The organism is Marinobacter halophilus (assembly GCF_003007685.1).
Taxonomy (GTDB): Bacteria; Pseudomonadota; Gammaproteobacteria; order Pseudomonadales; family Oleiphilaceae; genus Marinobacter; species Marinobacter halophilus.
Map to the genome: position 1 here is coordinate 189936 of NZ_PXNN01000003.1, position 12661 is coordinate 202596.

A 12661-nucleotide genomic window follows, 5' to 3' on the forward strand; every position below is an offset into this window, starting at 1 on the left:
GTGTGATAAAAGCGCCCCATAGCGCGTTTTCAATACGCCGGGCAACCGGATTGCTCATTATCTTGTTCCTACGCGGTCCGGGTTTGGCGAACCAGCGCTTCAATGTCTCTGAGAATAACCGGAGCATCAACGACTCGTGCCAGCCAGCTCAAGGGAATGCCGCGTTCACCACCCACGCCGTGAATGGCGGCCATGGCCGGCCCGATGATCCAGGCCCTGCCGCAAGAATCACCCCCGCATTCGATATTGGCGCGAACGGCTTCGGTATAGCTGTTGGCATGGCTCAGGATATGAAAGATCACCGGCATGGCTTCGTGCAGATAGCAGGTGCGGCCAAAGGTGTCGCCCGCGCTCGCGGCCTCCAGAGCGGAGCCGGAGCGAGCTTTGTTGAGGTTTTCCGAATCTGGCGCTTCGGGGGTTGCTGCGTCCAGAGCCATGGAGATGGGCTCGCCCCGGAAAAGCTGATCCAGCAGTCGCGCAGCGCATTTTGCCCAGGCCACCGCTTCGTCATGGTGATTGGTTACCCGGACAGCGGCTTCTGTGATTTCCATCAGTTTGTCGCTGCCGCAATAGCAGGCCACTAATGGTGGCAACTTGGAAACCGCCGGCAGCTGCATGTCGTTGGCACCGCTTTCGGGCTGCAGGTTTTGGTCAATGGTTTCAGCAAGGTGAACGCCTGCTTCCTGTATCTCCGGTTCCTGGTAGGTAAGGCTGATTGCCTTGCGGACCGGCTGGGCCAGCTGGTCGCCACTCAGGCGCCGGGTGTAGGGCAAGACCTTCTGCACCAGTATTCGTTTCTGTTTATCGGTCAGTTCGGCAGTTGTCGTCGATTGCGCCTGTTCAATGGCTTGCTGTTCGATGGTGCTGAGGTTGTTCAGGGTCACCCGGGTGGGATTGTCGATGTAACCCCGCCAATGACCACCAGGGCCAAAGAAAGCACGAAAGCGGCGTTGGTAATCGCGGATATCCAGGGTGCCTTCACTGGCCAGCAGGCTGTCGGTCAGCACGCCAGTGGCTGCGCCGTAGTGGCTGATATCACCCGGCTGTTTGCCTTCGTGCGCAAAGTACCCGAAGCCACCTTGGTAATACTCGGCTTTCGGAATCAGGAACTCCGGTGACTGGCCACCTACTTCCAGAATGCGCGGGCTGTCATACAGCCAGTGCAGCCCCAGGCTGGCCGCGTCTGCGACCCAGCCACCGGCGAGGGCTGCAATTATTGCGGGTTTTCTGTCGCTGGAAAGGTTGCTGGTCATTGGAAATCCTTAAAGGTCGGGTACAGAAGTCGAGATGCAAAAACGCATGTCTGGTGCCAACTGTAGCCCTGAAACGGCAAATACAACAAACGGACGGTCGTTGCTCAGCCATTGCCCCAGCGCGGCATAAGCGTTCGTTATCGAACAGACATCCCCCGCCAATGGCACGAAGATCCATCAAGGTCAGCGCTGAATGGCGTTCCCCTATCAAATCTGGAAGGAGTAATCATGTCGACAATCACCACCGTTAATCCCGCGACCGAAAAAGCAATTCAGAGCTATGACATCATGACTGAAGCGCAGGCGACGGATCGGCTTGAAGCCTGTCATGCGGCGTTTCTACAATGGCGAGAACTAAGCCATCAGGATCGGGCCCCCTATCTAAAAAAGATCGGTCAAAAATTGCGCGATAATGCCGATGAGCTGGCCGCCTTGATGACCAACGAAACTGGCAAGCTATTAAAAGACGGGCATGTTGAGGTCGAGCTCTGCGCGGCGCTCTTTGATTACGCCGCCGAAAACGGACCCGACGCGTTGGCAGATGAAGAACGTAAGCAGGGTCTCAACGGCAAGCGCGGCGTTGTCAGCTATCAGCCCGTTGGTGTCATCTATTCGATTCAGCCCTGGAACTTCCCTATCTACCAGCCGGTGCGCGTGCTGGCGGCAAATCTGATGGCAGGCAACGGCTGTGTTCTGAAGCACGCCAGCATCTGCACCGGGTCTGGCCTGCGGCTGCGCGAATTATGCATTGAAGCGGGCCTGCCCGAAGACCTGTTTCAGGTCATCGTGATCGACCACGACACCAGTGACAGGCTGATCGCCCATCCCAAGGTTCGTGGTGTCACGCTGACCGGCAGTGATGGAGCCGGTAGGCATGTTGGAGCTACAGCTGCCAAGGCGTTGAAGAAGACCGTGCTGGAACTGGGGTCGAACGACGCCTACCTGGTACTGGAAGACGCCGATATTGAAACGGCGGTAAAGTTTTCAGTCATCGGGCGGCTGTACAACAATGGACAGACCTGCGTTTCCGCAAAGCGCTTTATCGTGACCGATAAGGTCTATGACGCTTTTGTCGAGGCTTTCGTGGCTCAAATGAAAGACATCGTTATGGGCGATCCCACGAATAAGGACAGCCAACTTGGCCCGCTTTCAAGCCAGGACCAGTTTGACACGGTCAAAAAACAGGTGGATGCCAGCGTCGCCAAGGGTGCAAAAATCCTCTGCGGCGGAGAAGTACCCGACCGCACGGGTGCCTATTATCCGGCGACGGTGCTGGCAGACCTTGCGCCCGGAATGCCCGCCTATGACGATGAAATCTTCGGGCCGGTGGCGTCGATTATCCGCGCCAGGGATGACGAGGACGCCATGCGGCTGGCGAATGAAAGCCGCTATGGACTGGGCGGAGGGATCTTTTCAAAAGATGAGGAACGTGCCGTGAAGCTGGCCCGCGATCACTTTGACACGGGGATGATCCGCATCAACTCGTTCGGGGCCGCTGATCCGAATATGCCCTTTGGCGGGGTCAAGGATTCTGGATACGGACGTGAGCACGGCGGCTTTGGCATGAAGGAATTCGTCAACGTAAAGTCGATTTTCCTGCCGTGACCACGCGCCATCCTTCAACTACCTCTCACACAAACCAGGAGTAGAACCCATGTCAGAGATCAATGGCAAGGTCGTTATCATTACCGGCGCCAGCAGTGGTCTCGGTAAAGCCACCGCCCACCGCCTGGCCAAGGGTGGCGCCAAGTTGGTGCTTGCTGCCCGCCGCGAGGAACGGCTTGTGGAGTTGCGTGACGCCATCAAGGAGCAGGGCGGTGAAGCTATCTACCAGGTCACCGACGTTACTGACAGAGATCAGGTCGAGTCGCTGGCCAAGGCAGCAAAAGAGGCCTATGGCCGCATCGACGTGCTGGTTAACAACGCAGGCCTGATGCCGCTGTCGCCGCTGGATGAACTCAAGATTGATGAGTGGGACAAGATGATCGACGTTAACATCCGGGGTGTGCTTTACGGCATCGCCGCAGTGTTGCCGACCATGCGCGAACAGCATGTCGGCCACATCATCAATCTGTCGTCGGTCGCCGGGCATAAGGTCTTTCCTGCGTCCGCCGTCTATTCCGCAACCAAGTATGCCGTGAAAGCGCTGTCAGAAGGCATTCGTCAGGAAGGAGACGGGGAAATCCGCTCCACCAATATCTCACCGGGGGCTGTAGCGACTGAGCTGACCAGTAAAATCAGTGACCCTGAGACCGCCAAGGGTGTGGATGAGATGTACGAGATGGCCATTGACGCCGATGCGATTGCGCGGGCGATTACCTACGCCATCGAGCAGCCGGCGGATGTCGACGTCAACGAGATTATTATCCGGCCGACCAAGCAGCCACTCTGATCAGAAAGGCGCTCTATTCAAACTGGTGACAGGCTCGCGTTGCTGGAGCAGCTCAAGAAAACGCTGGAGCGCTGAAGCGCTTCTCTGGATACGGTCTCTTGCCGCCCAACTTGACGTATGTCACCCATAACCTTGTCTTATCGGGCCATACTGAAAATGATATACCCCCTCTCTCAGGAAAGGAGATCCCTGAATGGCTCATCCAAAAAGTTCCAAAACAGCACCGTCAAAACTGCAAGCCCATATCGATGCGCTGGCAGCGCAGGGCGTTGGTGTCACCCCGGACGCTTCCTCCCGGCATTTGCACAACGGCATCGATACGCCACTGCCACCGGCGGACCTGCACGGTGCCTATGTCAACAATCGCCCGCTTCCCACTGAAGGCATTGCCGATCGCCATGCCTGGATTGTCGGCAGTGGTATTGCCGGCCTGTCCGCCGCGTTTTTTCTGATTCGCGACGGCCATATGCCGGCCGGCAATATCACCTTTTTGGAAGAGCAGAGCATTGAGGGTGGCTCCTTGGATGGCGCCGGTAGCGCCGAAGACGGCTACATCGTGCGGGGTGGCCGGGAAATGGAAATGACCTACCAGAATTTCTGGGATGTGTTCTCGGAGATACCGGCTCTGGAGATGCCCAAGCCCTTCACCGTGCTGGATGAATACCGGATCGTCAATGACGCCGACAAGAACTGGTCGAAAGCACGGCTGTTGGAGAAGCAGGGCCAGATCAAGGATTTTTCGACGATGGAGCTGAGCAAACGGCAGCAGCTGGAGTTGGTCCGGCTCCTGCTCGCGCGCAAGGAGGATCTGGACGACATTACGGTAGAGGAATGGTTCAGTGAAGGTTTTCTGAACACCAATTTCTACACCTTCTGGCGCACCATGTTTGCCTTCCAGAACTGGCATTCCGTGCTTGAAATGAAGCTCTATATGCATCGTTTCCTGCACCTGATGGATGGGTTAAACGATATGACCTCGCTCGTTTTCCCGAGATACAATCAATACGATGGTTTTGTGCGCCCGCTGATGAGTTGGCTAAAGGACCAGGGCGTTAACATCCAGTACGACACCATTGTCGAGAACCTGGAAATGGAAACCTCTGATAACACCAGAACGGTCACGGCGATCCAGTGCCATGGCAGCGAGGGTGACAAAACTTTTAACGTCGGCGACCGCGATCTGGTGTTCGTCACCACCGGCTCGATGACCGAAGACACCGCCTACGGCGATGACAACACGGCGCCGCAACTGAAAGAAAAAGATCAGGCCGGCTTCGGTTCAGGCTGGCAGTTGTGGAAAAACCTGGCGCAACAATCCGAGGTGTTTGGCCGGCCCGAGAAGTTTTGCGGCAACATACCCGGGTCAACCTGGGAATCTGTCACCCTGACCTGCAAGCCCTCCCCGCTGATGGATAAGCTCAAGGAGCTGTCAGTTAACGACCCGTATTCCGGTTTCACGGCAACGGGTGGGATCATCACTTTTACCGATTCCGCCTGGCTGATGAGCTTCACGTGTAACCGGCAGCCCCACTTCCCGGACCAGCCTGATGACGTGCTTGTGCTGTGGACCTACGCATTGTTGATGGATAAGCCCGGTGACTACGTGAAAAAAACCATGCCCGAATGTACCGGCAGAGAAGTGCTGACGGAAATGTGTTATCACCTGGGCCTGATTGATCAAATCGATGAGGTGATTGCCGCCACCAAAACCCGCGTTGCCTTGATGCCCTACATCACCGCGCAATTCATGCCCCGCGCCAAAGGAGACCGGCCCTGGGCGGTCCCGGAAGGCTGCACCAACCTGGCCTTGATGGGGCAGTTTGTGGAGACCCACAACGATGTGGTGTTTACCCTTGAAAGCTCAGTGCGCACGGCCCGGATCGGTGTCTACAGCCTGCTGGGAATCCACAAACAGGTGCCGGATATCTACCCGGGCCAGTACGATATCCGCCGATTGCTGCGGGCAACCCGCACCCTGAACAGCGACGAAGCGTTTCTGGGCGAGGGCTTGCTGCGCCGCATTCTTGGTGGCACCTACTTCGAACACATTCTGCCGCTTGGCCCGGGTGAGAAGCCCGAGGAGCTGAGCAGGCCGGGATTGTTCGAGCAGCAGTTCCAGGCGCTTCGAGGTCTTCTCGAAGACAATCAGACGCTGGATGATGCCAGGGATTGGGTCCAGGGTGTGCTGAGCAAATTGCGTGGGCGCCGCTGATCCCCACGCCGTTGGTTTTTCAGTGATTTGATCAGTGCCAGAATCGCCAGGCCGTGTGATAAATTTTGCACCTGGCGGTTTCTGTTTCAGCGAATCCTTAACCACCGTGCCAGCCTGGAATCGGGGTGGCGGCTGAGTGACCAGGGCAACCATGCCATCACCGCGAGAATGGCCAGGCCGGCAATCACCGTCAGGACCGGGTTGAGTGTGAACGTAGTGCCGAGGCCGGCAAAAACCACGGTCATCGGCAGCATGCCGACCAGGGTGGCCACGGCAAAGCGCCAGGTGTGGATGGCGGTAACGCCCGCGGCGTAACTGATCAGCGCGAATGAGAACACCGGTATCAGGCGGGTGATCAGAATGGCCAGGGTCAGGAAGCGCTGGGAGCCATTCCGGGCCAGTACCGGGTTGTCCGGGAAACGCCTACAGATCGCCTCGCGCCCGAGACCACGGGCAATCCAGAAGGCCATCAGAGCCCCAGTCAGCGCCCCGGTCGCCGCGATGGCGGTGCCCCCGATAACGCCGAACGCCAGCCCGGCCGTGGCACTCACCGGCAGCGTAGGAATTGGGCCAACCACCACGGCAATCACCATCAGCAGCATCAGCAAGAGTGGTCCAGCCGCACCCTGGCTTTGTAACCAACCGGCCAGAGCGTCGGGTGACAGCTCGGAGGGCATGCCAAGTGTTTGTAACAACCACCAAGAGGCAGCCAGAGCGATGAGGACCACCGCAATTATGGCGAGTCTGAGTGTCATTCATCATTGCTCTTGCCGGATTTTTTGGCACTCAGTGCTTCCGTGACCCGCGCATCAATGCGACGCAGAACGTCGGCGTCGGGGTGGGCTGAGGAGTGTGCTTTCATCAGATGAATGCTGGTGCGGAGATTGCCAACAAACGTTCGGCAATGCCGGCACATCATCAGATGCAACTTAACGGACAGGTTCTGCCGGCCGTTCAGTTCGCCATCAATATAATCACTGGCAATCTCGGCCAGACCCCTGCACATCAGCATTCGCCCGATTCCTGAAAGGTTTCCACCATCAAAAAAATTCTCTGCCTCGCCCGGTGTAAAAGTACACGAAGATTAGAGGCACTGATATCCAGAATATTACAGACATCCTCGGATTTGTGCTGATGGGCTTCGTATAGCATCAAGGCAGAGCGTTGGCTTTCCGGTAATGCGGACAGATGTTTGTCCAAACAGTCACTGAGGGCGCCTTTTTCCATCAGGGTGTCTGCGGATTCGTGGAACTTCAGCTTGGGTGGCAGGTCCCAGCGGCCGGTGGAATTGAAACGGTTGGCCAGCTCTGGTTCCAGGCTTTCGGAGAAGTCGGTAGCCACTTCCCGGTTGCTGGAGCGAAGTGTGTTCTTGCAGCGGTTGGCAACAATGCGGTGTAGCCAGGTTTTCAGTCCGGATCGACCTTCGAATTTCTGGATAGCGTCAATCACGGTCACCCAGCAATCCTGAACAATTTCTTCGGCGCTGGAGTGGTCCAGGTAGAAACGGGCAACGCTCAGCATGGCCGGGGAGTAATCGCGCACTGCCTTGCGGTAGGCGAGTGAATCGCCTCTCTTGAGGTCGTCGATCAGTGCGGCTTCAGATTCCGTGTGCACCGCTTTGTCCATGGGTTTCCGTCCCTTGTCAGTCTTGGTTGGCTATTTGTCTCGGTATAGTGTTTCGAAACCAATAAAAGTTCCGAAATTCTGTAGCGATTACTCAAAAAAATAGTTCAGGAACGATGTAACATCCAGTTGGTGATCGTGTCTTAGCGACAACAGCGTATTGGTTTATACACTTTCAACAGGCATGGATATGAATCGAAGCAAGTTACTACTTATTCTGATTATCGCCGCGGTCATCGGTTTGTTTCTCGGGTTTGACGGGCACACGCTACTCACGCTGGAGAATTTGCAGTCCAATCAGGTTGCGATGGCGCAGTGGATTGAGCAAAACCTGTTACTGGCGGTGGTCGGCTATGCCGCCATTTATGTGGTGGTGACGGCACTGTCATTGCCGGGGGCCACCATCATGACGCTGGCCGGTGGCGCCTTCTTCGGCAATATTTATGGCTTGGCTGCCGTGTCCATTGCTTCAACGGTGGGCGCTTGCCTGGCGTTTCTGGTGGCCCGGTTTCTGATGCGGGATACCTTGCGTAAGCGCTACGCCGAAACGGTGGCGAAGATGGACCGGGGCATCAAGAAAGACGGCGCCTTCTATCTCGCCACCCTGCGCCTGGTGCCGGTATTTCCGTTCTTCCTGATCAATCTGGCCATGGGCCTGACCGCGATGAAGCTGCGCACCTACGCATTAGTGAGCTGGATCGCCATGTTGCCGGGCACTTTTGTTTATGTGAATGCCGGCACCCAAATCGGGCAGATCCAGTCCACTGGCGATATCGTCTCACCTGAACTGCTGTTGTCTTTTGCCTTGCTGGGTATTTTCCCGCTGATCGCCAAGTTTGTGGTGGGCTTTATCCGCCGTCGCAAGGTCTATGCCGGCTGGCAGAAACCGGCACACTTTGATTACAACCTGCTGGTGATTGGCGGCGGCTCTGCCGGGCTGGTGTCGGCTTATATTGCCGCTGCCGTGAAGGCCAAGGTGGCATTGATCGAAAAGCATAAATTGGGCGGCGACTGCCTGAATACCGGCTGCGTGCCTTCAAAGGCCCTTATCCGCAGTGCCAAGGCAGCCGACACCTTGCGCCACGCCAATCGCTACGGTCTTGAGTCAGTGCCGGTGAAGGGTTCGTTCAAAAACATCATGAACCGCGTTAAAGAGGTGATCGCCAAGGTGGAGCCCCACGATTCCCCCGAGCGTTACCGCAAACTGGGTGTCGACTGCCTCTTCGGCGAGGCAAGCTTCGTATCGCCTTGGGAGCTGGAGGTAAAGCATAATGATGGCCGCACCGAGCGCCTGACCGCTCGCAGTATCGTTGTTGCCACCGGCGGCAAGCCGGCCATGCCGCCGATTCCGGGTCTGGCAGACATGGAGCCGTTGAATTCGGACAATTTGTGGGCGCTGCAGGAGCAGCCAGAGCGCCTGCTGGTGCTGGGCGGCGGCCCCATCGGCTCTGAACTGGCCCACGCCTTTGCGCGCCTCGGCACCAAAGTGACACAGGTTGAGCGTGGTGAGCGTCTGCTTTCGAAGGAAGATGTCGATGTGGCGGCCGTAGTGCTCAAGCAGTTTCAGGCCGACGGCATTGATGTGCGCCTGCAACATTCTGCCGTGGAGTTCCGTACCGAGGACGGTGACAAGGTTGCCTACTGTGAGCACGATGGCGAGCGGGTGCGTATACCCTTTGACGAGGTGCTGGTGGCCGTGGGTCGCGCAGCCAACACCTCCGGCCTGAACCTCGACAGGATTGGCGTCGAGACGCTGCCCAATGGCACGGTGCCGGTGGAGGAGGATATGAGCCTGCGTTACCCCAATGTTTTTGCCTGCGGGGATGTCGCCGGGCCTTATCAGTTTACCCACGCGGCGGCGCATCAAGCCTGGTACGCGGCCGTGAACGGGCTGTTTGGCCAGTTCAAACGCTTCAAGGTGGATTACCGGGTAATGCCCTGGGTCACCTTTACCTCGCCGGAGGTGGCCCGTGTTGGCCTCAGTGAGGCCGAGGCCAAAGCGCAGGGTATCGCTTATGAAATCACCCGTTACGGCCTGGACGATCTGGATCGCGCCATTGCCGACAGCGAAGACTACGGATTCATCAAGATCCTGACACCGCCGGGCAAGGACAAGATACTGGGTGTGGTGGTGGTCAGCGCCCACGCCGCTGAAATCCTGGCGGAATTCACCCTGGCGATGAAGCATGGTCTGGGCCTGAACAAGATTCTGGGTACCATTCATCCGTACCCGACCTGGAATGAGTCTGCCAAGTATGCGGCAGGTGAATGGAAGCGTGCCCATGCGCCCGAGGGCGCTCTGAAATTGTTAGAGAAGTTGCACGGCTGGCGCCGCGGCAAAAATACAAAAGCACCAAGGAGCAGTTATGCCCCTGACTGAAACCCGACCGGCCCGCAGCAAACGCATTGCGGCCGTGGACGTCCTCGAGCCCAGAGCCTTCGACAGCTGGACCCACACTCGCAACGGTGACCCCCGGGGTTACATCGACGCGGACCAGCTCAAAGAACTGTGGATCCACACCGGCACCGCCTGCAACCTGGCCTGCCCGTTCTGTCTGGAGGGGTCACACCCCGGTGACGGCCGGATTCCGGGCATGAAACTCAGTGATGTAAAGCCGTTTATCCACGAAGCCATCGATATGGGCGTGGCGCAGTTCTCTTTCACCGGTGGTGAGCCGTTTGTGATCCGCGATTTCGTCAACATCCTGGATTACGCCAGCCAGCACCGGCCCTGTTTTGTGCTCACCAACGCCACCGAGCCGTTGCTGAAGCGCCGGCACCAGGTGTTGCCGTTGCTGGACAATCCTTACCCGATTCACTTCCGGGTCAGCCTGGACTTTCCGGACCGTGCCCGGCACGACAAGGATCGTGGCGAGGGCAGTTTTGAGCAGGCGCTTGAGGGCATTCACTGGCTCATCGAGCAGGGTTTCAAGGTGTCCATTGCCCGCCAGACCGACCTTGATGAAATCCCGGCGGACGTGGAAGCGGCGTTCCGTACCATTTTCCGGGACCGGAGCATTCCGGAAAACCTGGCGTTTACGGCGTTTCCGGACCTGGGTACGCCGGGGTCGGAAGACGGCAGTCCGGAGATTACCGAAACCTGCATGGAGAAGTATCCGACCAAGGAGGCCCGGTCGCACTTTATGTGTACCTATACGCGGATGCTGGTGAAGAAGGGCGATCAGGTTCGGGTGTATGCCTGCACGCTGGTGGATGACGATCCGCAATATGACCTGGGCGGTTCGCTGGCGGAGAGCATGGAGGAGCGCATCATGTTGCGGCATCACCGGTGCTTTTCCTGTTATCGGTTTGGGGCGAGTTGTTCGGCGCCTGGTTGATTTATGGGAGTTGGATTCTTTCAAGACTGCGGGTTGGGAATTGGCGGCCTGGGGGGTGACGTTTTTTCCCTTGGGAAAAACAACTCGCTTCGCTCAGACATCTTTTTCCTGGCGGGAAAAAACATCACCCCCCGGACCGCGGATGCTGCTTTGCTGTTCGTTGAAAGAGAACAGAGAACAAAAAGAGTACTTACGAAGACCATGCTGTTTCTTTGGCAGTCAGTCTCTTCGTCGGGGAGGCTACGATTGAAATTGAACAAGGGGATGGTCGGTAGGGGGCTCAAAAAACGTGGAGCGCCAGGGATGGCGCGACCGAGCCCTACAGGGATGTATTCACGGGCGTTTTTTTGAACCCCCTACCGGCCAGCCCCTACACCCCCGAACAGCAAACCCCGGGGTAAGCCCCGGAACCAAAAAACAGGAACAAAGAATGAACGTGACGGAGGCCTCCCTGTTCTGGGGTTTTCTGCTGGTGTACGGCGTGGTCATGTACGTGCTGTCACCGAAGAGCAAGAATGCGAATTCGTTTTACAAAGGCGCGGACGATCAGGGCAATCCGGTGGGGCAGTGGTCGCTGACCGCCAGTATCTTCATCAGCTGGATTTTCGCCAAATCGGTCACCAATGCCGCCAATCTTGGCGCGGCTTACGGTGTGGTGGGCGGCCTGGCCTATGCCAGTTACTGGTTGTCGATTCCGGTGGCCGGGTATGTGATCTACCTGATCCGCACCCAGACTGGTGCTCGTAGCTTGCAGGAGTTTCTGACGTCCCGCTTTGGCCGGCTGGCCAGTCTGGCGTTTGCGGCGGCGATTCTGATTCGGTTGTATAACGAGGTCTGGAGTAACACGGCGGTGGTCGGTGGTTATTTCGGGCTGCCCGGTGACTGGCAGTACTACACTGCGGCGATGCTGTTTACCGCGTTTACCCTGGCCTACAGCCTGAAAGGTGGGCTGCGGTCGTCGATTTTTACCGATGTCATCCAGACCTTTGTGTTCGTGTTCTTCGTGGGTGCGGTGCTGTTTCTGATTATTCCCGTCAACGACGCCAGTGCCCTGCTGAGCAATGGCGAGTTCCGGCTTGATGCCGGCGTTGACTTGCTGCTGGTGGCCTTGCTGCAATTGTTCAGTTACCCGTTCCACGATCCGGTGCTGACCGACCGGGGCTTTGTGAACAAGGAAAAGACCATGCTCAAGAGCTTCGTGGTGGCCGGGCTGCTGGGCTTTGTCGCGGTGTTTATCTTCAGCCTGGTGGGTGTGCATGCCCGCCTGAACGGTATTGACGCCATGGGTAATGCGCCGGCAGCGGTCGGCCAGTCACTGGGGCTGGCGGCGTTGTTCTTTATGAGTGTGATCATGATGACCTCGGCGGGCTCGACGCTGGACTCCACATTCAGTTCATTGGCGAAGTCGCTGGCGGTGGATCTGCCGAAGCTGGCCCGCCGGGCGACAGACAAGCTGCCGAGCATGCAGCTGGGTGCGGTGGTGATGATTGTGTTTGCCTTGCTGGGCAACCTGCCGATGTTTGCCGGCACCGACATTCTCAAGGCCACCACCATCTCCGGCACCATGGTGATGGGCCTGGCGCCGGTGTTTCTGTTTTATGGTTTTACCCGCTGGTCGCCCTGGAGTTTTCACCTGAGTTTCTGGACCGGTCTGAGCCTCGGCGTGTTGCTGGCCGTGGGCCTGATTCCGGCCAGCTGGGCCATTGGTGACGGCGCTTACGCCCTGTTGCTGGGGGTCAACGCCTATGGTTTTCTGATCTGTACCACTGGTTTCTTCCTGCCATTGCTGCTGCGCCGGCTTGCTGGCCGGTCACTGGCGGCGGGCGAAGCATGAGGGGCGCGC

Annotated in this window: 10 protein-coding genes; 6 read left to right on the top strand and 4 right to left on the bottom strand. The window is 57.6% G+C overall.

Going from position 1 to position 12661, the window contains the following annotated elements:
• Positions 1-68: 68 nt before the first annotated feature.
• Positions 69-1253 carry an ADP-ribosylglycohydrolase family protein gene (locus C7H08_RS00865; RefSeq protein ID WP_106669873.1) on the bottom strand — a complete coding sequence of 395 codons (1185 nt, stop codon included), beginning with the start codon at positions 1251-1253 and terminating at the stop codon, positions 69-71.
• 228 nt (positions 1254-1481) lie between these two features.
• Here C7H08_RS00865 and C7H08_RS00870 point away from each other — a divergent pair, with 228 nt between their 5' ends.
• The 3 genes from C7H08_RS00870 to C7H08_RS00880 all read left to right on the top strand — a co-directional run bounded on the left by C7H08_RS00870 (position 1482) and on the right by C7H08_RS00880 (position 5857).
• On the top strand, positions 1482-2858 hold the full coding sequence (locus C7H08_RS00870) for an NAD-dependent succinate-semialdehyde dehydrogenase (protein WP_106669874.1): 1377 nt from the start codon (positions 1482-1484) through the stop codon (positions 2856-2858).
• Between the two features lie 49 nt (positions 2859-2907).
• Positions 2908-3645 carry an SDR family oxidoreductase gene (locus C7H08_RS00875; RefSeq protein WP_106669875.1) on the top strand — a complete coding sequence of 246 codons (738 nt, stop codon included), beginning with the start codon at positions 2908-2910 and terminating at the stop codon, positions 3643-3645.
• 193 nt (positions 3646-3838) lie between these two features.
• Positions 3839-5857 (top strand): oleate hydratase, encoded by a 2019-nt coding sequence (locus tag C7H08_RS00880; protein ID WP_106669876.1) that lies wholly within the window; start codon positions 3839-3841, stop codon positions 5855-5857.
• Between the two features lie 86 nt (positions 5858-5943).
• Here C7H08_RS00880 and C7H08_RS00885 read toward each other — a convergent pair whose 3' ends face one another.
• Genes C7H08_RS00885 through C7H08_RS00895 form a run of 3 tightly spaced genes read right to left on the bottom strand, consistent with a single transcriptional unit; the run spans position 5944 to position 7483 of the window.
• Positions 5944-6612, bottom strand: coding sequence for a TVP38/TMEM64 family protein (locus C7H08_RS00885; RefSeq protein WP_106669877.1), 669 nt, complete (start codon positions 6610-6612; stop codon positions 5944-5946).
• Positions 6609-6869, bottom strand: coding sequence for a zf-HC2 domain-containing protein (locus C7H08_RS00890; protein WP_106669878.1), 261 nt, complete (start codon positions 6867-6869; stop codon positions 6609-6611). Before C7H08_RS00890 ends, C7H08_RS00885 begins: the two co-directional genes overlap by 4 nt.
• Positions 6863-7483, bottom strand: a complete 621-nt coding sequence (locus C7H08_RS00895; protein WP_106669879.1) for an RNA polymerase sigma factor — start codon at positions 7481-7483, stop codon at positions 6863-6865. Before C7H08_RS00895 ends, C7H08_RS00890 begins: the two co-directional genes overlap by 7 nt.
• Positions 7484-7670: 187 nt before the next feature.
• Between C7H08_RS00895 and C7H08_RS00900 the strand changes: the two genes are divergently transcribed.
• The 3 genes from C7H08_RS00900 (at position 7671) to C7H08_RS00915 (ending at position 12652) form a co-directional block, all read left to right on the top strand.
• On the top strand, positions 7671-9860 hold the full coding sequence (locus tag C7H08_RS00900) for an FAD-dependent oxidoreductase (protein WP_106669880.1): 2190 nt from the start codon (positions 7671-7673) through the stop codon (positions 9858-9860).
• On the top strand, positions 9847-10818 hold the full coding sequence (locus tag C7H08_RS00905; protein WP_106670227.1) for a radical SAM protein: 972 nt from the start codon (positions 9847-9849) through the stop codon (positions 10816-10818). Before C7H08_RS00900 ends, C7H08_RS00905 begins: the two co-directional genes overlap by 14 nt.
• A 430-nt stretch (positions 10819-11248) precedes the next feature.
• Entirely contained in the window at positions 11249-12652 is a 1404-nt protein-coding gene (locus tag C7H08_RS00915) for a sodium:solute symporter family transporter (RefSeq protein WP_106669882.1), read from the top strand.
• Positions 12653-12661 lie beyond the last annotated feature (9 nt).